The sequence below is a fragment of the Catenulispora sp. GP43 genome (assembly GCF_041260665.1).
Lineage (GTDB): Bacteria > Actinomycetota > Actinomycetes > Streptomycetales > Catenulisporaceae > Catenulispora.
Map to the genome: position 1 here is coordinate 60,909 of NZ_JBGCCT010000042.1, position 19,205 is coordinate 80,113.

Consider the following 19,205-nt stretch of genomic DNA (forward strand, 5'->3'; position numbering starts at 1 on the left):
CGCGGTCAGCTCCAGCACCCGGTTGCCGCGGCGGCGACGACGAAGTCCTCGAACCGGCGCGGGGACCGGCCGAGCGCCTTCTCGACGCCGTCGCTCAGACCTTCGACGGAGCCGTCGGCGCCGCGCGCCACCAGACCGGCCATGCGCTCAGCCGTCGTCCGCGGGACACCATGGGCGAGTTGCTGCTCCACGAAGGCCTCCGGGGTGACCGCCAGGTACTGGAGCGGCCTCCCGGACGCCGCGGCGATCAGCTCGGCCGCCTCGCCGAAGCCGAGCGCCCGCGGGCCGGTGAGCTCGTAGACCTGGCCGGCGTGCCGGTCCTCGGTGAGCGCGGCGGCCGCCACGTCGGCGATGTCCTCGGCGTCGATGAAGGGGATCTTGCCTTCGCCCGCGGGCAGGGCCAGGGTCCCGCTGCGGACCGCCGGGAGCCAGAAGTCCTCGCTGAAGTTCTGTGAGAACCAGCCCGGGCGCACGACGGTCCATTCGAGACCTGACCCGCGGACCGCCTGCTCGGTGGCGTGGAGCGGATGGTGCTCGCTGTCCGCGCCGGGGGCGGAGAGCAGTACCAGGCGACGGACTCCGGCCGCCACCGCCGCGTCGACCAGGGCGGCCATGCGCGGCGGGTTGTTGTCGCCGGAGACGCTCCCCGGTTCGATGAGGTAGGCGGCGGTGATCCCGGCCAGGGCCGGGGTGTGGGTCGCGGGGTCGTCGAGATCGAGGCGGACGTCACCGCCGGTGCGGCTGGCGGTGCGGACCTGGTGGCCGGCGGCGGTGAGGCGGGAAGCGATACGGCGGCCGGTCTTGCCGGTGCCGCCGAGGATGAGGAAGTTCTCCATGACTCGAGGGAACCGTGATCGACCTGGACTCTCCATGGGAGAACGTCGCCGAAACCTTTGTGATCGTCTGGCACTCGTCTAACCTGGATCTATGGACACGCTCAGCGACCTGCTCCGCCGCGCCGGGGCGGGGGACGCGCAGGTCCGGCAGCTGATCCAGCGGCCGCCGTGGTCGATGACCTACGCCGACGCCCCTGCGCTCACGCTGTTCGCCACCCTCGGCGGGCACGCGGCGCTGCGGCTGGAGGACGTGCCCTCGGCGGCACCGGCCCACCTCGCCGCCGGGGCCATCGCGCTGGTCGCGCACAGCACCCGGCACACCATCTCCGACGACCTGGCGACCCCGCCGCAGGTGGTGATCAGCGGCGGCCGCAAACAGTTTCTCGGCGATCCGGACAAGCACGCCGAGCTGGCGGCGCACCTGGCGCCGCGCACCTGGGGCGACGGCCTGCCGGGCGCGACCACCGTCCTGCGCGGCATGTTCAAGCTCCGCGGCGAGGCCGGCCGCCGACTGCTGGCGATCCTCCCGCCGCTGGTCGTGATCCCGGCCGGGCCGCGTACCGGCGCCGCCTTGGACCTGCTGGCCTCCGAGGCCGCGCGCGACGAACCCGGCCAGGAGGCCGTCCTGCACCGCTCGCTGGACCTGGTGCTGGTCCTCGCGATGCGGTCGTGGTGCGCGGGCTTCGGCCCGGCCGACCCGTCCTGGTACAGCGCCCTCGCCGACCCCGCGATCGGCACCGCCCTGGACCACCTGCACACCGATCCGGCGCGGCGCTGGACGGTCGCCGGCCTCGCGGCCACCGCCGGCCTGTCCCGCGCCGCCTTCGCGGCCCGCTTCACGCAGCTGGTCGGGCAGCCGCCGATGGCATACCTGGCCGGATGGCGGATGACGCTGGCCGCCGACCTGCTGCGCGAGGACAGCGGGACGACGGTCGCCGCGGCCGCGCAGGCGGTCGGGTATCAGGACGCGTTCGCGTTCAGCGTGGCGTTCAAGCGGGCGAAGGGGGTGAGCCCTTCGCAGTGGGGGCGGGAGGGCGCCGACGAACCCGACGCGCAGCTCAGCGCGACCCCGCGTACAAGGTAGCCAGCTTCCCGGCGGCGACCTTCACATCATGCTGCACCGAGCTCACCCCCGGGTCCTGCGACGTGGACGGCCCGGACACGTTCACCACGGTCAGGCTGTTGCCGCGCAGGATGACCGCCATGTAGTCGATGCCCTGGGCGCCCGCGGCCGAGGCCGGCGCGCCCGGTGCGCTGATGGCGACCCGGATGCCGTAGCTGTTGGCCACGCCGTTGGGCGCCATGTTCGAGATCGAATACGTCGCCGGCGCGTCGGTCCACTGGAAGCGGCTCGCGCAGCCCGCGATCCAGCCGCGGTGCTTGGCGAAGTCCGCACTGGCGGCGGCAGCGGTCGCGTAAGTGATCACCGTCTCGCCGACCTGTGAATTGCTCGGGGCCGACCATGACATGTTGCGCGTCTTCACCCAGGCGGGATTGCGCGGGTAGGCGGGGTCGACGAACTGCGGACGCACGACGGGGTCGCAGTTGTCCGGGTCGACGCTCTGGGAGGCGGCGACGGCCGGATTGCTGTACTGCTTCCACGCTCCGGTCGACGACGGCGCCAGGTCGACCAGCGAGAGCATCGCGATGTCGGGGATGTCGGGCTGGGCCGAGGTCTGCCTCGTGGGCGCGGCCGGGTTCGACGGGGAGGCCGGCGTGGCCGGATCCGAGGAGGAGGTCGTCGCCGGCGAAGCCGCGGTCGTCGATGCCGGTCCGGCGGCCTCGCCCGACCCCGCCGCCCCGGCCTTGGAAGCCGAAGACGCGCAGGCGCTGAGCCCGACCGTCGCCGCAGCCAGGACGACCGCGGCGACCGATGCCTTGATGTTCATGCGTTTCCTCCCCGGAATCACGTGCCTCTCGACCACAAAGACGTCCCATCCACGGGGAGGTTGCGTCTCTATCCCAGCCCGCTGATCACCCGGGCCAGCATCCGTTCGAAGGTCTCGTCGGCGTCCGGGGGCTCCACCCCGTCGCTCATCGCGAACGCCTGCGCGAGGTGCGGATAGGCGCCGGACCCGACAGCGGCGGCCAGATACCGCGCGTTCGAGGCGACGAACTCGTGCACGTCGTCGGTCCGGCCAAGCGCCTGCTGCTGCGCCACCTCGTAGCCGACGTGGCTCGCCACGAACCCGCTGACCAGCGCGAAGGCCTCCGTGCAGGCCCGCGGCGCCAGGCCCGAGGGCGCGAGCAGGGCCAGCGCGTGGTCCAGGGCCCGCAGGGTGTTGGGCCCCAGCGTGCGGCGGCCGGTGAGGGCGACCGGCAGCCAGGGGTGGCGGTGCATCAGGGCCCGCTGTTCACGGGCGAAGGCGGCCAGGTCGGCGCGCCAGTCGCCGGTCGGCGGGGGCAGCGGCTGCTCGCCGGTCACGGCGTCGATCATCAGCTCCAGGAGCGCGTCGCGCTCGGACACGTACGTGTAGAGCGACATCGTGCCCGAGCCGAGCGCGGTGGCCACCCGGCGCATGGTCAGCGCCGACAGGCCTTCGGCGTCCGCCACGCCGACGGCGGTGGCGACCACCGCCTCCCGGGTGTGCGCGGGCGGGCGGCCCCGGTGGTGGCGGCGCTCGGACCACAGTGTTTCGGGATCCACGCCTTGATTCCCCTGGTTCCTTCGGCTTCTGACATAGCGATCTGCCAGATCGGTTGCGCAGTCAATCTTGCCAGTCCTATTCTCGTACACAGTACGATAACTCTTCAAGAACAGCCTCGAGAACAAGGAGCCACCACGATGAAGCCGCCGCTCAGCACCCGTATCGCGCGCCGGACCCTCGGCGGACTGCCCGCGCCGCGGTTCGCCGTGTCCTATGAACCCCGCCTCCCGGTGCCGATGGCCGACGGCGTGGAGCTGCTGGCCGACCACTACTTCCCGGAAGCCGCCGAGCCGCAGGACTTCCCGACCCTGCTCGTGCGCTCGCCGTACGGCCGCGGCTTCCCGTGGGCCGCGCTGTACGGCACCGCCCTCGCCGAGCAGGGATTCCATGTCCTGATCCAGAGCGCCCGGGGCACCGCCGGCTCGGGCGGGGTCTTCCAGCCCTGGCGCGACGACGGTCCCGACGGCCGCGCGACGCTGGTCTGGCTGCGCCGCCAGGCCTGGTTCGACGGCCGGCTCGGCCTGGTCGGGCCCAGCGCGATGGCCTACGCGCAGTGGGCCCTGGCCGCGGATCCGCCGCCGGAGCTGAAGGCAATGGTCGTGCACGTCCCGCTCCACAACCCGCACGGCTTCTTCCACCGGAACGGCTTGTTCGCCCTCGAAGACGCGCTGATCGCGACCACGGCGGTGCAGACCCAGCACCTCGGGGCGCGCCGGTTCCTCGGCGCCACGCTGCGGCTGGCCAGGGCGATGAAGGGCATCGTCCGGTCCGGGGCGCCGCTCGAGGCGTACGCGCGGGCCATGGGCGGCAGCCCCACCTTCCTGACCGGCGCCGCAGCCCATCCCGATCCTGGCGACGGCTACTGGCAGGGCACGGACCTGCTGGACGCGGCCGACGGCCTCACGGTCCCGACCCTGGTGGTCAGCGGCTGGGCCGATGTGGCTCTGGACCAGGCGCTCCAGCAGTACGGCAGGCTGCCCGCCGGGCACCGCTCGCTGCTGGTCGGGCCGTGGACCCACACCACGGCGTTCCAGCGGGGCGTCGCCATGGTCCTCGCCGAGTCAGCGGCCTGGCTGCGCGGACACCTCGCCGATCCTGTCCCGCCGAAGGAACGGGTCCAGGTGGCCCTCGGCGGGACCGGAGAGTGGCGCGACCTGTCGGCCTGGCCGCCTGCCGCCGTGCCGGTGTCCTGGTATCCGCATCCCGACGGCAGCCTGGTCCGTGAGCCGCCGCCCACGGACACCACGGCCGACTCCACGGCCGGGACGGTGCGTCACGACCCGGCCGATCCGACCCCGTCGATCGGCGGCAGCGGTCTGGGACACAAGGCCGGGGTCCGCGACAACACGGCGCTGGAACGACGCGACGACGTCCTCGTCTTCACCGGTGCGCCGTTGACCGAGGCGGTCGAGGTGATCGGATCGGTGGCGGCCGAGATGCTGGTCGATCCCGGTGCCGGGGCGGCTTGCGCGACGCTGTTCGTCCGGCTCTGCGACGTCGACGAACGCGGTCGCTCCTGGAACGTGTGCGACGGCGTCACGCGCGTCACCGGCGCCGACGCGGCACACCGGCCGGTCGCCGTCACCGTCGCGATGTCCTCGACGGCCCACCGCTTCCTGCCCGGCCACCGAATACGCGTCCAGATCAGCGGCGGCGCGCATCCGCGCTTCGCCGCCACCCAAGAAGCCTTCCGCGTCGAGGTCCGTTCCGGATCCGCGATCGTCCTGCCCGTGGTCTGATCTCACGCCGCCGGCGGTTCCTCCGGCGGTTCCGGGACCACGAACACCCGCAAGGCCATCATCCGTGCGCCCTCCGGCGCCTCGTGCTGATCAACGTGCCCGTACTTCCACTGCAGTTCTTTGTACTCGCGGAGGAAGCCCGCCAGTTCTTCCTTGCTCATCCAGAACCCGCCGCGGAACGTTTGAGCCCACCCTTCGGGCCCCTCGTATTGCGTGAGCACCCGGTAGTACAGGTCGATGTCGTGCTTCGCCTGCTCCTTCACCCGATCGGCGAGCGCGGCGAACTCGGCGGGATCCATCGTCGCCGGATCCGGCGCCTCGACCTGGATCGGCAGCGCCCGCCACCAGCGCTCGCGGCCGGCGGAGCGCTCCGGGATCTCCTCGACGAACCGCAGCTCGGCGAGCTTGCGCAGGTGGTAGCTGGTGGTGCCGGTGCTCTCGCCGAGCGCCTTGGCCAGGCTCGTGGAGTTGGCCTCCTGGTGCTGCTGCAGGTAGGCGAGCATCCGGCGGCGCAGCGGATTGGCCAGCACGCGGAAGATGGTGGAGCGGTCGCCGTCCGGGCCGCCGACCGGTTCCGGAGGGGTTTGGGGCACGGCGTCACCCTACCTCGGGGGCGCCGGACTGCCGAGGGTTCTGCAAAGGGGTTTGCAGAGTCGGTCTGCAAGGTGGCCGCGCACGCTGCGCGGAACCGTCACACCACAGCGAGCGCGGTCCGCACCCCGGCCTGCACGGCGTCCTGGTCCCCCAGGCCGCCGGCCACGGCGATGCCGTCGCGCACCAGCAGGAGCAGGTCGGCCTTCCGGTCGGCGTCCGGGCGGTCGGCCGCGACGAGGCTGTCGCGCATCAGGCCGCGGTACCAGGCGCGGTAGTCGTCGACCACGTGCCGCACCGGGTGGCCGGGGTCGGAGAACTCGGCGGCCGCGTTCAGGAACGGGCAGCCGCGGAACCCGGGGCCGGCGCTGACCTCGGCCAGCTTGGCCAGGATCGCCTCGATGCGCTCGACGCCGCTGCCGGGGGCGCCCTCCAGCAGCGCCCGCTGACGCTCGTACTCGGTCGTCAGGTAGGCCAGGACCAGGTCTTCCTTGGACTTGAAGTGGTGGTAGAAGGTCGCCTTCGCGACGGCGGCCTCGGCGATCACCCGGTCGACGCCGACCGTGTGGATGCCCTCGGCGTAGAAGAGCCGGGTGGCGGTTTCGAGGATGCGGGCACGGGCTTGACTCACGCACTTGACGGTACCAGACAGATCTGTCTACTGTAAGCAGCGAACCAGACAGACAGATCTGTCTAGTCGCCCGATCGTCCCGTGCCTTGGAGGCCCGCCATGAAGCCCATCTACACCGCCGTCGCCACCTCCGTCGGCCGCGAAGGCCGTTCCTTCACCGACGACGGCAAGCTCGACCTGAACATGTCGTTCCCGGAGTCGCTGGGCGGCAACGGCCAGGGCACCAACCCCGAGCAGCTGTTCGCCGCGGGCTACTCCGCGTGCTTCGCCAGCGCCATGCAGCTGGTCGCCAAGCAGCAGGGGCTGGACGTCTCCGAGGCGTCGGTGACCGCCGAGGTCACGCTGAACTCCCTGGACGGCGGCGCCTTCGGCCTGTCGGTGGTGCTGCGCGCCGAGCTCCCGGAGGCGCTGCACGGCGAGAAGGGCCAGGCCCTGCTGGAGGCCACCCACCAGGTCTGCCCGTACTCCAACGCCACCCGCGGCAACATCCCGGTCGAGATCGTCGTCGAGTAACGTCCCGCGGCGACCGCGCGTCAGTTCTTGGTGCCGCCCTTGAACGGTTCCTCGCCCGGCTTGTCCGCGCGGAACCGCAGGGCGGACCAGACCTCGTCGATCGCCACCTGGCCGTTCGGCCGCATGCCGAAGGCCACGACGATCGGCCAGAGGCTGTCGCGGTTGATGTCGGTCCGGTTCGCCTTCGGGTAGGCGATCCAGACCACCGGCGGCTTGGTGATGTCGTCCTGGTTCGCGGTCAGCAGGGCCCGCACGGAATCGGCGTCGTCGGCGTAGAGGACCGCGACGTCGGCCGAGGCCAGGTCGTCGGTGCGGTCCGCACCCGCCGGGAGCTCGCCGACCTCGGCGAACCGGTCGGGGTGCGAGGTCCACACGGAACGGCCCGGCTTGATGGCGAGCTTCTCGGCGACGGTCTTGGCAGGCATGGGTTCCTCCGGCGGTTCTGTCGAGTCCTCGGTGAGCGGCGTTCGCGCTCTCAGCACAACAGACGACGCCGCTCCGCGAAACTCATCGGCGCCGGCCCCCTTGTCGGGGACCGGCGCCGATGAGCGCTCAGGCGTCCGTGACGCCGGCTGGTGACCTCAGCCGACCATCATGTCCTTCTCCCGCAGGACCAGGACGTCGAGCTCGTCTTCGAGTTCCTCGGCGAGCGTGGACTCCACCGCGGTGCGGCGCCCGCGCAGCAGCCCGCCGGCCAGGATCAGAAGTCCGCCGACCGTGGCCACGGCCACGAACACCAGGACCGGCCGGTAGCTGGCGAGCACCTGCGCGTTGGTGTGGGCGGCGTTCCCGCCGTTGGCGGCGATGATCGCGGTCGAGGCGGCCAGCACCACCGTGATGCCGACCTGCAGGGCGGTGTTCAGCAGCCCGGAGACCAGGCCCTGCTCCTCGTCGGCGATGCCGGAGGCGGCCTGCACGTTGATCGCCGGGAAGGCCATCCCGAAGCCCAGGCCCAGCAGCACGATCGAGGGCAGGATCACCCACCAGCTCGGGGTCTGGCCGATGCGCAGGAACTGCAGGTAGCCCAGCGACAGGGCGGCGAAGCCGGCGACGCCGACCCGGGCCGTGCCGTACTTGTTGAGCACGTCGGCGATCTTGAAACTGGCGACCAGGACGATCAGGCCGGCCGGCAGGAACGCCAGGGCCGTGTGCAGCGCGCTCCACTTGGACAGCGTCTGCAGGTACTGCGTCACCACGAACTGGAACGAGGCGTACCCGCCGAACATCAGGCCGCCGCCGATCAGGGCCCGGATCAGCGACGGGGAGCGCAGCACACCCAGCCGCACCAGCGGATTGGGCACCCGCTGCTCGGTCGCCACGAAGCCCGCCGCCAGCACGGCCGCGCCCAGGAAGGTCCCGATCGTGACCGGCGCGAGCCAGCCGACCTGCGGGGCCCGGACGATGCCGAAGACCAGCAGCAGCACCGAGCCGGTACTGGTCACCGCGCCCAGGATGTCGTACCCGCCGCGTTGCTCCCGGGCGACCGGCTGGTCGCGGTGGATCAGCTTCGCGCCGACGGCCAGGATCAGCGCCGCCACCGGCGCCGGCACCAGCAGCGTCCAGCGCCAGCCGGCCTCGGTGAGCAGGCCGGACAGCACCAGGCCGAGCGAGAACCCGGCGGCACCGCAGGTGGTGTAGATGCTCAGGGCCCGGTTGCGGTCCGGCCCCTCGGCGAAGGTGGTGGTGATGATGGACAGACCCGCCGGGGCGGTGAACGCGGCGCTGATCCCCTTCACGAACCGGGTCGCGATCAGCAGGCTGCCGTCGTCGACCAGGCCGGACAGCAGCGAGGCCACGGCGAAGACGGCCAGCGCGGTCAGGAACACCCGCCGCCGGCCGAGCAGGTCCGCCGCACGTCCGCCGAGCAGCAGGAATCCGCCGTAGCCGAGGACGTAACCGCTGACGACCCACTGCAACGACGAGGTGGACAGGTTCAGGGACTCACGGATCGACGGCAGCGCCACGCCGACCATCGAGGTGTCGAGGGCATCGAGGAACAAGGCGCCGCACAGGACTATCAGGGCGCCCCACAAGCGGAGCGGCCAGCGTCCCGACGCGGCGGACTCGCCGGGACGCAGGGTTGTTGAGGTGTCGCTGTGGCTCATGGGTTGGAGATTACATGCACGTGCACTTAATGCGCAAGCAATTTATGCCAAAGCACTTTGTGCGACAGAACCTTGTGCAGTGGAACCTTGTGCGCTCGCACGTGTTATCATGTGGCCATGGAGTCCGAGTCCCTCCTTGAGCAAAACCTCGTCGAACAGTGGCGAGAGCTCGTCGCGCGCAAGACCCGCGTGTGGAACGCCTTGGAGCTGGAGCTCGACCGACGGCACGGCCTGTCGGCCAGCGAGTTCGAGGTGCTGGACACACTGTCGGAGTACGACTGCGCCGCCCCCCCGCGCGTCCAGGAACTGGCCGGCCACGTCCCGATCACGCAGAGCGCGCTGTCCCGGATGATCGGCCGCCTGGAGACGCAGAACCTGGTCACCCGCACCCTGTGCCACTCCGACCGGCGCGGCGTCTTCGTCGTGCTGACCGACGAGGGTATGCAGCGCCTGGCCGAGGCCCGACCGACGCACCGCGCAGTTCTGGCCGCGGAGCTGAACGCGGCCCCCGCGCCCGGTCAGGACACCGCGGACGTGGCGAGCGCCGACGCGGTGCTGGTCGAGAGCGGGATGCACGGGGCGTAGGCCGCTGGATCGCGCCGAAATCGCCGCCCAGCCTGCCCGACCTGCCCAACCTGGCTGGCCTGGCCGCGCACGGCTGCCGAGCAGCATCCCTCCGGCGATCTCTCCGGCGACCTCTCCGCCGAGCTCCCTGACCGGCCACCGCGCCGCCCCCGCCCTCGGCGTAGATTCGGTCCATGCCCACCGAAGCCGTTGTCCGCACCCCCGCCCTGGACCGTCCCGAACTGCTCGCCGCGCCGGTCGCGGCCGCGCTGCGCACGCTGCCGGCGCTGGCGCCGCTGGTCGAGGTGGCGCAGATCGATCCGGAGTTGGCCGACACCGAGGCCTTCTGCGCCGCGTATGGCGTCCTGCCCGAGGAGTCCGCCAACTGCGTGATCGTGGCGGCCCGCCGGGGCGAGCAGACCTCTTACGCCGCATGCATGGTCCTGGCGACCACGAAGGCTGATGTCAACTCCCTGGTGCGCAAGCACCTCGGGGCGCGCAAGGCGTCGTTCGCGCCGATGGACGTCGCGGTGGAGCTCAGCGGCATGGAGTACGGCGGCATCACGCCGATCGGGCTCCCGGAGGACTGGCCGGTCCTGGTCGACGCGGCGGTGGCCGCGGCGCCGGTGGCCGTGGTCGGCTCCGGGATCCGCGGGTCGAAGCTGTGGCTGCCGGGTGCGGCGATCGCCGGACTGCCCGGTGCGCAGGTGCTCGAAGGGCTCGGCGTCGCACGCTGAGCGGCCGCCGCACCGCGGTCCAGGACGAAGAGGGGTTCCGGATCGCCCCACGGCCCGGAACCCCTCTATCCAATACGACGCCACAGGCACCGCATTACGTTGCTGCCGGAATCAGCCGATCGGCCGCAGCGGTCGGCGGCCGATGATCTGAGGCGTTCGCCACACCCCGGATCCCCCGAGGAATGTTGCGGCGCAGGGTGCTGTTTCCCCACCATGGACGAGCCGGGTCGACGACCCGGCCTCCGGTCCGCCGGGCCGGCCGACCCCGCCATCACCGGGGCCGGTCGGCCCGGTGCCGTGTCAGCCGCAGTGCCTCGGTCACGACGAAGCCGACGATCAGCACCACGAAGAACAACCCCACCGTCGCCAGGCTCCCCACCCGCGACGGCGGGAACAGGATCTGGCGCACCACGTTCAGGCCGCCGACCACGAGCACATAGAGCCACCAGGGCCCCCGTCGAGTCCACTTGCCAGTCATCACTTTGCCAGTCATCGCTGCCTCCCGTTTTTTAACACAGCGGTATCAAAAACAATCTAACACACGCGTGCGAGAATGGCGCCGTGCCGAAAGTCGTCGACCACGAGCGCCGCCGCGCCGAGCTCAGCGAAGCCCTGTGGCGGGTCGCACTGCGCGACGGCTTCGACGCCGTGACGGTGCGCTCGGTCGCGCAGGAAGCCGGCTGGTCGGCCGGAGCATTGCGGCACTACTTCCCGGACAAGGCGGAGATGGTCCTGTTCGCCGTGGACCTGATCGTCGGCATGGCGCAGGACCGGGTGCGGGAAGTACACGAAGGCGTCGGCGGCGTACCCACGCCGAAGTCGCTCCAGGAGCACCTAGAGCAGCTGCTCCCCCTGGACCCGCCCCGGCGCGTCGAATCCGAGGTCTGGTTCGCCCTGGTCACACTGGCCCGCTCCGACGCCCGCCTGTCCCGGCGCCGCCAGGAGATCGACGACACCATCCGGGGCTCGGTCGAGAGCGTCGTGATGGTGCTGGACGAGATCGGCCGCCTGGAACCCGGCCGGGACCAGGCCCTCGAGGCCCGCCGCCTGCACGCTCTACTGGACGGCCTGGTGATCCAACTGACAGCCGAACCCCCGCGGCTGACACCGGACGAGGCGCGGGCGATCATGGCCGCGCACCTGACGGATCTGGCCGGCTAGAACCGCCGGACACTCACCAGTCGAGCAGCTGCACGACCGCGGCGAGACCCTCGAAGGTGTTCCGCACATTCCTGTTCAGCCGGACCCAGTACGGCCCGGTCCACAGCGGCGGGAACTTGGGATACAGCGGCTGGAACAGCCGGTACTTCGAGCCGCCCGAGGCCAGGACCTTCACCAGCGAGAACCAGATCAGGCCCAGGCCGCAGAGCACGAAGTGGACGATCAGCGCGACCGGGGTCAGCAGCCAGCACAGGACCCAGTAGACCGCGTACGCCACGAAGGCCAGGGCGATGAACGGGCTGAACAGGACGATGAAGAAGGTCCACCAGCCGCTGCGCTTCTTCTTCGGCTTCGGCTGGTTCTGCTCCTGGGCCTGCGGCGGTTGGCCGGGGCCCTGCGGCGGCTGACCATAGGGCGGTTGGCCCGGGAACTGCTGGCCGGGGTACTGCTGCGGCGGGTAGGGCTGGCCTTGATACTGCGGCTGGCCCTGCCACTGCTGGCCTTGCCCCTGTTGTTGGCCGGGAGGCTGCTGTTGACCTTGCCACTGCGGCTGACCAGCAGGCTGCTGTCCCTGGTACTGCTGCGGCGGGACCTGCGAGAACGGCTGCTGCTGATAGGCCGGCTGCTGCCCATACGGATTCGGGTAAGACCGCGGCGGCGGCGGACCCTGATACCCCGGCGGCTGCAGGTTCGGCTGACCGTGATTCGGCTGCTCGGTCATCGGTTCCCTCCCCGTACGTCTGACAAGCAGCTGACAGAGTACCGTCAACTCCTCTGATGTCCCCGGGGCACCCGACCCGCCGAAGGCGCCGACAGGAGAACCGTCGGCGCCGTACTGCTCCCGGCCGCTATGACCGCTACGACTGCTGCGTCAGCGGCTTGGCCATGTCCTGGTCGGTCTTCCGGAAGTTGTCCGCCGCGTTCTTCAGCATGTCGGACAGGGCCTTCAGCGAGCCGTCGATCTCCGTGCGGCCGTCCTTCCAGCCCGACGAGAACGAGTGCAGCGCGTCCTCGACCTGCGAGGCGCCCATCTGTCCGTCGTACTGGTGGGTCCAGTCACGCGCGGCGTTCATCCGGGTGCGGATGGACTCCAGCTGGCCGCTGAAGTTCTCCAGCGCATCGACGTCTACCGCAAGATCTGCCATTGCACGCCCCCCTCGTGTTCAAGCCCACGCCTTACGAGCCAGTGTATAAAAGCACGGATGACTGCGGAAAGCCCATAAGTTCGCAGGTACCGATCTCAGTGGACGATACGGTACGCGACTTCCAGCAGGGCCTCGCGTGCTCCCTTCACCCCGTCTGCGAGCAGTATCCCGTCCCGCTTCACCACCCGGCCGTCCACGACGACCGTGTCGACGTTGCCGGCGTGCGCCGACGAGACGACCGTGCCGACCGGATCGTGGTGCAGCGGAACCAGGTTCGGCGCGTCGGCGCGGAGGAACACGAGGTCGGCGCGCTTGCCGGGACGCAGTGAGCCGACGCGGTCGGCCAGGCCGAGGGTCTCGGCGCCGCCGAGCGTCGCGGCGCGGAGCACGTCGGCCGGACTGGGGCGCGAGCCCTCCCCCAGGTAGCCGGTGACCAGGGCCGCGCGCATCAGCGTGAACATGTCGCCGGCGGTCGCGGTGACCACGTCGACCCCGAGCCCGTGGCCGACCCCGGCCGCCCGGAGCCGGCCGATCATCGGCGCGCCGTGGCCCATCTGCGCTTCGACCGCCGGGGCGATCGCGACCGCCCCGCCCGAGGACGCGATCAGCCGCAGTTCCTCGTCGGGCAGCGAGTTGCCGTGGACGTAGACCGTGCCGGGGAGGAGCAGCCCCTCACGCTCCAGCGTCTCGATCGGGCGCTCGGCGACCGGGCCGGCGCCGACGTGGACCGCGATCGGGATGTCCAGTTCGCGCGCCAGCCGCCAGTCCTCGCGCACCGTCTCGATCGGCGAGTACGACGGACCCATCGGCGACAGGGCCATGGTCAGCAACCCGGCGTCCGAGGCGGAAAAGCGCTCCCGGACGCGGCGGATATCGGCGAGGTCCCGCGAGGTGCTGAAGACCGGGAAGCCGTAGCCGAACACCGCACGGATGCCGGAGGCCTCCAACGCGGAGACCGCGGCGTCGGCATGGTCGGGGGACCACATCGCGTGCGCATAGTCCTGCACCGTGGTGACACCGGCGTCGAGGCATTCGAGCGCGCCGAAGTAAGTGCTCGCGCGGAGGTCCTCCGGCGTGAACCGCGGACCGAACCGGCCGGCGACCAGCTCCAGGTAGCCGCCGAGATCGGCCTCCGTGGTCAACGCCCGTAGAGCGGTGAGCCACAGGTGGCGGTGAGTGTCGACGAAGCCGGGCAGGACCACGTGCCCGGAGGCGTCGACGACCTCGGCGTCGCCGGCCGGCAGGCCGACGCCGGTCTGCACCACCCGACCGTCCTCGATCAGCAGGTCGACCCCGGAACGCACGGTCGGCGCCGGGTCCGCGTCGTCGAAGTCGATGAGCCAGGCGATGCCCGAGACGAGCAGGCGAGAAGCGCTCACGGAAAATCCCTCCCTAGAAAGCTTTATTAAAAGCTATCTGGGAAGGGGTCTACGCTGTCAAGCGTGACCAGCACCCCGGACCGCGCCGAGCAGCTGATAGCCGCCTGGCGTGCCGAGCTGCCGGAGATCCTGGGCCCCGCCACCGAGCTCACCAAGCGGGTCCTGATCCTGGCCGGCCGCCTGGACGCCGCCACCCGCGCCGAACTCCCGGCCCTGGGCCTGACCGTCGCGGCCTACGACGTCCTGCTCACCCTGCGCCGCGCCGGCGCCCCCTACCGCCTGCGCTCCAACGAACTCACCCAGGACCTCCTGCTCAGCACCGGCGGCACCAGCAACGTCATCAACCGCCTGGCCGCCGACGGCCTCGTCCACCGCGAGCCGGATCCCGCCGACGGCCGCAGCACCCTGATCCGCCTCACGCCGGAGGGCGTCGCGCTCGCCGAGCGCGCGGTCCGCGCCACCAGCGCGGCGCACGAGGCCGTGTTCGCCGGACTCGCGCCCGAGGCCGTCGAGGCCGCGACGGCGGCCCTGCGCGCGATCCCCGTCGCGCCGCCGCCCGGCGCGGCCCAGCCGGCGGTCGCCCGCGTGCGCCGGCAGAGCACTCAGGCCTGAAGCCCGACCCGAACCCTGGTCGGGCGGCCCGAGAGGCCCATGTCACAGATTCGTCCCACACGGAACCGGCCCGAACATCCATGCGTCCCCCTGGAGTGAGCATCCTCCGACAGATCGGGGTGGAGACATGGCGGGGCTCGACGAACGATGGCGGGCGGGGCTGACAGCCCTGGTGGCAGTGGGTGTCCCGATGGCGGCGGGCATCGCGGCGGGGGTCCATGGCAACGGAGACGGTCCCATCTTCCAGGCCGGCGCGGTCCTCGGCGCATGCGTCGCGACCCTGATGGCGACCCGCCGCGGACTGTGGTGGCTGGTGCCGGCGCAGCCGATGATCGTGGTTCCCTCGGCCGTGCTGGGGATGCTGCTGGCCGAACCCGCCGGCACCAGCCGGACGAAGATGGGCACGGACACCGTGAGCGCGCTGCACCATGCCTTCGTCATCACGCTCGTAGCACTTGGGGCCGTGGTGGTCGTGGCCGCGGTCAAGGCGGCGGCCGGCCGGGGCGAGGCGCTCCACACCGCCGGGGCGCACCGTGGCTGAGAGCAAGCGGACCCCGGCGAAGCGGACGCCGACCGGGCGGACCTCCCCGGCGGTCATCGCTGCGCGCGGCGTCTTCGCGCTGACCGGGGCGGCCGTCCTGGCCGGGTCGGGGGTGGCCTGGTACGGCGTGCACAAGCTGGACGCCGGCGTGCAGTCGGTGGACACCAGCCACGTGCACCTGGCCGACGGGGCCCCGGCCCCCAAGCACACGGGCCTGGACAAATCCGTCAACGTCCTGCTGATCGGCCTCGACTCGCGCTACGCGATGAACGGCGACCCGCTGCCTGACAGCGTCGTGCACGACGAACTGCACGCCGGCTCCGCCTCCGACCTGCTCGGCGGGGAGAACGCCAACAGCGAGATCATCCTGCACATCCCGGCCGGCAACGGGACCCCGACCGCCGTGTCGATACCCCGGGACGACTGGGTGGACGCGCAGGACGGCGACGGCAACTCGATGGGCACGATGAAGGTGAAGGAGGCGTACGGCAACGCCTACGCCTTCGCGACCGACAAGGCCGCGGCGTCCGGCACCCACGACACCCACGCGCTGGCGAAGATCGGCCACGCGGCCGGCGTCAAGGCGCAGATCGCCACCCTGGAGAACCTGCTCGACATCCCCATCGACCACTTCGCCGAGGTGAACCTGATGGGCTTCTACGACGTCGCCGGCGATGTCGGCCCGGTCCAGGTCTGCCTGAAGAAGGCCAGGAAGGAAGAGAACTCCGGCGCGGACTTCCCCGCCGGCGTGTTCACCCTCCAGACCCAGACCCAGGCGCTGGCCTTCGTCCGCGAGCGCGAGGACCTGCCCAACGGCGACCTGGACCGCACGCACCGCCAGCAGGCCTACATCACCGCGGTGCTGAAGAAGCTCAAGGACGAGGGCCTGCTCAGCGACGTGTCGAAGATGGACAGCCTGATCGGCACCGCCGAGAAGGACGTGATCATCGACAGCGGCTGGGACCTGCTGGACTTCGCCGGCAACGCCTCCAGCCTGTCCGACGGCGGCACCTCGTTCCGCACCGCGCCGATCGTCACCGACTCGCAGTGGAAGTGGATCGGCAAGAACCACGAGGTCGGCAACCAGATCGACATCCCCACGGTGCGGGCCTTCGTGCAGAACGCCTTCGCCGGCAGCGACGCCACCACCCCGGCTCCGTCGACGCCGTCCAGCTCGACGCCGGCCCCGGCGCCCACCTCCAGCGCGACCAGCACCGCGCCCGCGCGCGTCACCGGCACGGCCAAGGTCATCAACGCCTCGGGGGCGAACGGCGCCGCGGCCAAGGAAGCCACGGCCCTGACCGGGCTCGGCCTGACCGCCACCGTCGACGGCAACATCCGCCCCTACCACCAGCACACGACGGTGCTCTACGGGACCGGCGCGAGTACCGCCGCCCAGGCCGTCGCCGCGCAGCTCGGCGGCGTGACCCCGACGGCCGACAACTCGGTGAAGGCCGGCTCGGTCGAGGTCGTCATCGGCATGGACAAGGGCGACGCGATCGTGGCCGGGACGCTGGCGACGGCGCCGAGTTCGACGGGCTCGACGGGCTCGACCGGCTCGACCGGCTCGACGGCGAGCAGTTCCGCGCCGACGGGTTCGCCGACGACCAGCGGTTCCGGCAACGGTGAGAACGGCGGGACCATCGCCGGCGACGGCCCTGATTCGGTGAATGGGATTCCTTGCATCAACTGACCCTGGCTCAGTCCGGCATGGCGATCCGGCGCACCACGATGACGTTCTCCGTAACCGGCGCCTTCTGACCCTGCGGCCCGGTGGCCGTCCGCTGGGGCGCGTCGCACCGTTCGACGCGCCATCCCTCGCCGAGCTCCAGCGAGGCCAGCACCTCGTCCGGGGCGGGGAAGCGCACATCCTGCCCCGCCTGCCAAGACCAGGGCGCGACCGAAGCGTGCTCCACCACGATCAGCAGCCCGCCCGGCGCCACCGCCCGGGCGGCGCGGCGAAGCACCTCGGTGCGCGGGATCTCGATCGGGGTGTGGAAGTAGGTCGCGCAGATCAGGTCGAAGTCGCCGGCGGGGAAGGTCTGGGCCAGGTCGTGGCGGACGGGGTGGACCCGGTGGGCGACGCTGACCGCCCAGGCGCCCTCGGCGACCCGGTCCAGGGCGGTCTGGGAGACGTCGACGGCGGTGACGTCCCAGCCGAGGCCGGCGAGCCAGATCGCGTCGCCGCCGTGGCCGCACCCCAGGTCCAGCGCGGTCCCCGGGGTCGGCGCGAAGGCCGCGACGAGGTCCTTCAGCGCGACGTTCGGCTTGGTGCCCCAGTGGGGATCGAAGCGGGAGTAGTGCTTCTCCCAGAAGGTGGCGGATTCGGTCTCGAAGTCGCTGTGCACGGGAAGTCCTCTTCGCAGTCTCGGCATGGCACTACCGACCTTGCGACGCCCTCTGCCGGACTTGCAATCTCTCATGCCAATTCAGCAACCTGCCCCCATGCCGAACGCGAAGCAGCATGTCCTGGACGCCGTCGGACCCCGCCTGCGCGAGCTGCGCCGCCGCCGCGGGCTGACCCTGGCCGACCTGGCCGAGCGCACGGGCATCAGCGAGAGCACGCTGTCCCGGCTGGAGGGCGGCGGCCGCAAACCGACTCTGGAGCTCCTGCTCCCGCTCGCGGAGGTCTACGCCGTCCCGCTCGACGAACTCGTCGGCGCGCCGCACACCGGCGACCCGCGCATCCATCCGCGTCCGGTGACCCGGCACGGGATGACCCACATCCCGCTGAGCCACCCCGGCGGGGTCCAGGCCCACAAGCTCCTCATCCCGCCCCGCCCCGATGCCGAGCCGGACCTGAAGACCCACGAGGGATTCGAATGGCTCTACGTCATCAGCGGCCGGCTGCGCCTCCTACTCGGCGACCAGGATCTGGTGCTCAAGCCGGGCGAGGCCGCCGAGTTCGACACCCGGGTCCCGCACTGGCTCGGCGCCGACGGCGACCGGACCGTCGAGCTCCTGATCCTGTTCGGGAAGCAGGGCGAGCGCGCGCATCTCAAGGTGCGTACGGCCTGATCACAGCACACCTCAACGCAGCGGCTCCGGCGTCGTCACGGTCACATCGGCTCGCCAAAAGCAGTACATCCGAAGCTTGATACAGCTTGTGTTCCAGCACGACACGCAGGAGTTCCCATGACTCGGCTGTTGCTCAACCGGGAGCTGATCCCCGGACGCGGCACGGTGGTGCTGCTGCGCGAAGCCATCGGGTTCTGATGCACCGGAGTCCCGATCTGCCGAGGTCCCGATCCACCAGGATCCCGATCCACCGAAAACCCGTCGCCTACCTGCTCACCGCCCGGATGTGCGCACGCTCGCCCTGCCGCCCGATGAGGCTCAGGTACTCAACGGGCCCGGCCTCCGTGGCCCCGAACCAGTGCGGGGTCCGCGTGTCGAACTCCGCGGCCTCCCCCGCCTTGAGCAGCAGATCGTGCTCGCCGAGCACCAGCCGGAGCGTCCCGTTCAGCACGTAGACCCAGTCGAAGCCCTCGTGGGTGCGCAGGTCGGGGGCGTCGTCGTCGCGGCCGGCCGGCAGCACGAACTTGTACGCCTGGATCCCGCCGGGCCTGCGGGTCAGCGGCAGGACCACCGAGCCGTCGCCGCAGGAGATGGGACGCAGGTGCAGGCGCGGGTCGCCGGTCGGCGGCGCGTCGACGAGCTCGTCGAGGGTGACGCCGTGCGCGCGGGCCAGCGGGAGCAGCTGCTCCAGGGTCGGGCGGCGCAGTCCCGCTTCGAGCCGGGACAGGGTGCTGGCCGAGATGCCGGTCTTCTTCGCCAGGTCGGTGAGGGTGATGTCGCTGCGCTGGCGGAGCCGTTTCAGCCTCGGTCCGACGGCGTCCAGGGTGCGGTCGATCTCCTCGTGGGCTTCCAGATCTTCCTGGGCTTCCAGATCTTCCTGAGCGTCCAGGTCTTCCGGGGTGTCGTGCTCTTCGCGCTGTTCGCGGACGTGCTCCATGCCGCCATTTTGCCATTTGGCAACAAGGTTTGCGTTTCCGCCGCGCGG

At 71.3% G+C, this 19,205-nt stretch carries 23 protein-coding genes; 10 read left to right on the plus strand and 13 right to left on the minus strand.

Annotation, left to right across the window (positions count from 1 at the left end; translation table 11 throughout):
- Positions 1 to 5: 5 nt before the first annotated feature.
- Entirely contained in the window at positions 6 to 836 is an 831-nt protein-coding gene (locus ABH926_RS48270; protein ID WP_370374143.1) for an NAD(P)H-binding protein, read from the minus strand.
- A gap of 91 nt (positions 837 to 927) precedes the next feature.
- Between ABH926_RS48270 and ABH926_RS48275 the strand changes: the two genes are divergently transcribed.
- The gene (locus ABH926_RS48275) at positions 928 to 1,920 is read left to right on the plus strand and encodes a cupin domain-containing protein (protein ID WP_370374144.1); all 993 of its coding nucleotides are present in this window, start codon (positions 928 to 930) and stop codon (positions 1,918 to 1,920) included.
- Here ABH926_RS48275 and ABH926_RS48280 read toward each other — a convergent pair.
- Together ABH926_RS48280 and ABH926_RS48285 are read right to left on the minus strand one after the other, a co-directional pair.
- Positions 1,895 to 2,725 carry a hypothetical protein gene (locus ABH926_RS48280; RefSeq protein ID WP_370374145.1) on the minus strand — a complete coding sequence of 277 codons (831 nt, stop codon included), beginning with the start codon at positions 2,723 to 2,725 and terminating at the stop codon, positions 1,895 to 1,897. The genes ABH926_RS48275 and ABH926_RS48280 overlap by 26 nt on opposite strands.
- A 68-nt stretch (positions 2,726 to 2,793) precedes the next feature.
- A complete protein-coding gene (locus tag ABH926_RS48285; protein ID WP_370374146.1) occupies positions 2,794 to 3,483 on the minus strand; it encodes a TetR/AcrR family transcriptional regulator in 690 nt (229 codons plus the stop codon).
- A gap of 138 nt (positions 3,484 to 3,621) precedes the next feature.
- Between ABH926_RS48285 and ABH926_RS48290 the strand changes: the two genes are divergently transcribed.
- Positions 3,622 to 5,223 (plus strand): CocE/NonD family hydrolase, encoded by a 1,602-nt coding sequence (locus tag ABH926_RS48290; RefSeq protein WP_370374147.1) that lies wholly within the window; start codon positions 3,622 to 3,624, stop codon positions 5,221 to 5,223.
- A 2-nt stretch (positions 5,224 to 5,225) separates the two neighbouring features.
- On the opposite strand, the gene ABH926_RS48295 is transcribed toward ABH926_RS48290, so the two are convergent.
- On the minus strand, positions 5,226 to 5,816 hold the full coding sequence (locus ABH926_RS48295) for an ArsR/SmtB family transcription factor (RefSeq protein WP_370374148.1): 591 nt from the start codon (positions 5,814 to 5,816) through the stop codon (positions 5,226 to 5,228).
- 98 nt (positions 5,817 to 5,914) lie between these two features.
- Positions 5,915 to 6,445, minus strand: coding sequence for a TetR/AcrR family transcriptional regulator (locus tag ABH926_RS48300; RefSeq protein ID WP_370374149.1), 531 nt, complete (start codon positions 6,443 to 6,445; stop codon positions 5,915 to 5,917).
- Positions 6,446 to 6,544: 99 nt separating this feature from the next.
- Here ABH926_RS48300 and ABH926_RS48305 point away from each other — a divergent pair, with 99 nt between their 5' ends.
- Complete coding sequence (locus ABH926_RS48305; RefSeq protein ID WP_370336351.1) at positions 6,545 to 6,958, plus strand: organic hydroperoxide resistance protein; 414 nt, start codon at positions 6,545 to 6,547, stop codon at positions 6,956 to 6,958.
- Positions 6,959 to 6,978: 20 nt separating this feature from the next.
- Here ABH926_RS48305 and ABH926_RS48310 read toward each other — a convergent pair whose 3' ends face one another.
- Positions 6,979 to 7,383, minus strand: a complete 405-nt coding sequence (locus tag ABH926_RS48310; protein ID WP_370374150.1) for a hypothetical protein — start codon at positions 7,381 to 7,383, stop codon at positions 6,979 to 6,981.
- Positions 7,384 to 7,539: 156 nt separating this feature from the next.
- Positions 7,540 to 9,063, minus strand: coding sequence for an MFS transporter (locus tag ABH926_RS48315; RefSeq protein ID WP_370374151.1), 1,524 nt, complete (start codon positions 9,061 to 9,063; stop codon positions 7,540 to 7,542).
- 117 nt (positions 9,064 to 9,180) lie between these two features.
- Between ABH926_RS48315 and ABH926_RS48320 the strand changes: the two genes are divergently transcribed.
- Both ABH926_RS48320 and ABH926_RS48325 read left to right on the plus strand, forming a co-directional pair.
- Complete coding sequence (locus ABH926_RS48320) at positions 9,181 to 9,648, plus strand: MarR family transcriptional regulator (RefSeq protein ID WP_370374152.1); 468 nt, start codon at positions 9,181 to 9,183, stop codon at positions 9,646 to 9,648.
- A gap of 173 nt (positions 9,649 to 9,821) precedes the next feature.
- Positions 9,822 to 10,364 (plus strand): YbaK/EbsC family protein, encoded by a 543-nt coding sequence (locus tag ABH926_RS48325; protein ID WP_370374153.1) that lies wholly within the window; start codon positions 9,822 to 9,824, stop codon positions 10,362 to 10,364.
- Between the two features lie 271 nt (positions 10,365 to 10,635).
- Here ABH926_RS48325 and ABH926_RS48330 read toward each other — a convergent pair whose 3' ends face one another.
- Positions 10,636 to 10,857 (minus strand): hypothetical protein, encoded by a 222-nt coding sequence (locus ABH926_RS48330; protein ID WP_370374154.1) that lies wholly within the window; start codon positions 10,855 to 10,857, stop codon positions 10,636 to 10,638.
- 68 nt (positions 10,858 to 10,925) lie between these two features.
- Here ABH926_RS48330 and ABH926_RS48335 point away from each other — a divergent pair, with 68 nt between their 5' ends.
- Positions 10,926 to 11,525: a TetR/AcrR family transcriptional regulator gene (locus ABH926_RS48335; protein ID WP_370374155.1), complete on the plus strand. Its 600-nt coding sequence runs from the start codon at positions 10,926 to 10,928 to the stop codon at positions 11,523 to 11,525.
- 13 nt (positions 11,526 to 11,538) lie between these two features.
- On the opposite strand, the gene ABH926_RS48340 is transcribed toward ABH926_RS48335, so the two are convergent.
- The 3 genes from ABH926_RS48340 to ABH926_RS48350 all read right to left on the minus strand — a co-directional run bounded on the left by ABH926_RS48340 (position 11,539) and on the right by ABH926_RS48350 (position 14,049).
- Positions 11,539 to 12,246 (minus strand): hypothetical protein, encoded by a 708-nt coding sequence (locus ABH926_RS48340; RefSeq protein WP_370374156.1) that lies wholly within the window; start codon positions 12,244 to 12,246, stop codon positions 11,539 to 11,541.
- 136 nt (positions 12,247 to 12,382) lie between these two features.
- Complete coding sequence (locus ABH926_RS48345; RefSeq protein WP_370374157.1) at positions 12,383 to 12,670, minus strand: type VII secretion target; 288 nt, start codon at positions 12,668 to 12,670, stop codon at positions 12,383 to 12,385.
- Positions 12,671 to 12,765: 95 nt separating this feature from the next.
- Positions 12,766 to 14,049: an amidohydrolase family protein gene (locus ABH926_RS48350; protein WP_370374158.1), complete on the minus strand. Its 1,284-nt coding sequence runs from the start codon at positions 14,047 to 14,049 to the stop codon at positions 12,766 to 12,768.
- Between the two features lie 63 nt (positions 14,050 to 14,112).
- On the opposite strand from ABH926_RS48350, the gene ABH926_RS48355 reads away from it, so the two are divergent.
- The 3 genes from ABH926_RS48355 (at position 14,113) to ABH926_RS48365 (ending at position 16,895) form a co-directional block, all read left to right on the plus strand.
- Complete coding sequence (locus tag ABH926_RS48355; protein ID WP_370374159.1) at positions 14,113 to 14,661, plus strand: MarR family winged helix-turn-helix transcriptional regulator; 549 nt, start codon at positions 14,113 to 14,115, stop codon at positions 14,659 to 14,661.
- Positions 14,662 to 14,788: 127 nt separating this feature from the next.
- The gene (locus tag ABH926_RS48360; RefSeq protein WP_370374160.1) at positions 14,789 to 15,202 is read left to right on the plus strand and encodes a DUF6542 domain-containing protein; all 414 of its coding nucleotides are present in this window, start codon (positions 14,789 to 14,791) and stop codon (positions 15,200 to 15,202) included.
- Entirely contained in the window at positions 15,195 to 16,895 is a 1,701-nt protein-coding gene (locus ABH926_RS48365; protein ID WP_370374161.1) for an LCP family protein, read from the plus strand. The genes ABH926_RS48360 and ABH926_RS48365 overlap by 8 nt, the downstream gene beginning before the upstream one ends.
- Before the next feature lie 7 nt (positions 16,896 to 16,902).
- Here the strand turns inward: ABH926_RS48365 and ABH926_RS48370 are convergent, their stop codons facing one another.
- Positions 16,903 to 17,550 carry a class I SAM-dependent methyltransferase gene (locus ABH926_RS48370; protein WP_370374162.1) on the minus strand — a complete coding sequence of 216 codons (648 nt, stop codon included), beginning with the start codon at positions 17,548 to 17,550 and terminating at the stop codon, positions 16,903 to 16,905.
- A gap of 97 nt (positions 17,551 to 17,647) precedes the next feature.
- On the opposite strand from ABH926_RS48370, the gene ABH926_RS48375 reads away from it, so the two are divergent.
- On the plus strand, positions 17,648 to 18,220 hold the full coding sequence (locus ABH926_RS48375; protein ID WP_370374163.1) for an XRE family transcriptional regulator: 573 nt from the start codon (positions 17,648 to 17,650) through the stop codon (positions 18,218 to 18,220).
- Between the two features lie 265 nt (positions 18,221 to 18,485).
- Here ABH926_RS48375 and ABH926_RS48380 read toward each other — a convergent pair whose 3' ends face one another.
- Positions 18,486 to 19,157: a helix-turn-helix domain-containing protein gene (locus ABH926_RS48380; RefSeq protein WP_370374164.1), complete on the minus strand. Its 672-nt coding sequence runs from the start codon at positions 19,155 to 19,157 to the stop codon at positions 18,486 to 18,488.
- Between the last annotated feature and the right edge of the window lie 48 nt (positions 19,158 to 19,205).

Excerpts from the sequence above, each read along its gene's own strand:
- ABH926_RS48290 (WP_370374147.1), top strand. The coding sequence starts at position 3,622 with ATGAAGCCGCCGCTCAGCACCCGTATCGCGCGCCGGACCCTCGGCGGA.
- ABH926_RS48280 (WP_370374145.1), bottom strand. The coding sequence starts at position 2,725 with ATGAACATCAAGGCATCGGTCGCCGCGGTCGTCCTGGCTGCGGCGACG.
- ABH926_RS48275 (WP_370374144.1), top strand. The coding sequence starts at position 928 with ATGGACACGCTCAGCGACCTGCTCCGCCGCGCCGGGGCGGGGGACGCG.
- ABH926_RS48360 (WP_370374160.1), top strand. The coding sequence starts at position 14,789 with ATGGCGGGGCTCGACGAACGATGGCGGGCGGGGCTGACAGCCCTGGTG.
- ABH926_RS48340 (WP_370374156.1), bottom strand. The coding sequence starts at position 12,246 with ATGACCGAGCAGCCGAATCACGGTCAGCCGAACCTGCAGCCGCCGGGG.
- ABH926_RS48375 (WP_370374163.1), top strand. The coding sequence starts at position 17,648 with ATGCCGAACGCGAAGCAGCATGTCCTGGACGCCGTCGGACCCCGCCTG.
- ABH926_RS48380 (WP_370374164.1), bottom strand. The coding sequence starts at position 19,157 with ATGGAGCACGTCCGCGAACAGCGCGAAGAGCACGACACCCCGGAAGAC.
- ABH926_RS48325 (WP_370374153.1), top strand. The coding sequence starts at position 9,822 with ATGCCCACCGAAGCCGTTGTCCGCACCCCCGCCCTGGACCGTCCCGAA.
- ABH926_RS48315 (WP_370374151.1), bottom strand. The coding sequence starts at position 9,063 with ATGAGCCACAGCGACACCTCAACAACCCTGCGTCCCGGCGAGTCCGCC.
- ABH926_RS48320 (WP_370374152.1), top strand. The coding sequence starts at position 9,181 with ATGGAGTCCGAGTCCCTCCTTGAGCAAAACCTCGTCGAACAGTGGCGA.
- ABH926_RS48305 (WP_370336351.1), top strand. The coding sequence starts at position 6,545 with ATGAAGCCCATCTACACCGCCGTCGCCACCTCCGTCGGCCGCGAAGGC.
- ABH926_RS48270 (WP_370374143.1), bottom strand. The coding sequence starts at position 836 with ATGGAGAACTTCCTCATCCTCGGCGGCACCGGCAAGACCGGCCGCCGT.
- ABH926_RS48345 (WP_370374157.1), bottom strand. The coding sequence starts at position 12,670 with ATGGCAGATCTTGCGGTAGACGTCGATGCGCTGGAGAACTTCAGCGGC.
- ABH926_RS48310 (WP_370374150.1), bottom strand. The coding sequence starts at position 7,383 with ATGCCTGCCAAGACCGTCGCCGAGAAGCTCGCCATCAAGCCGGGCCGT.
- ABH926_RS48330 (WP_370374154.1), bottom strand. The coding sequence starts at position 10,857 with ATGACTGGCAAAGTGATGACTGGCAAGTGGACTCGACGGGGGCCCTGG.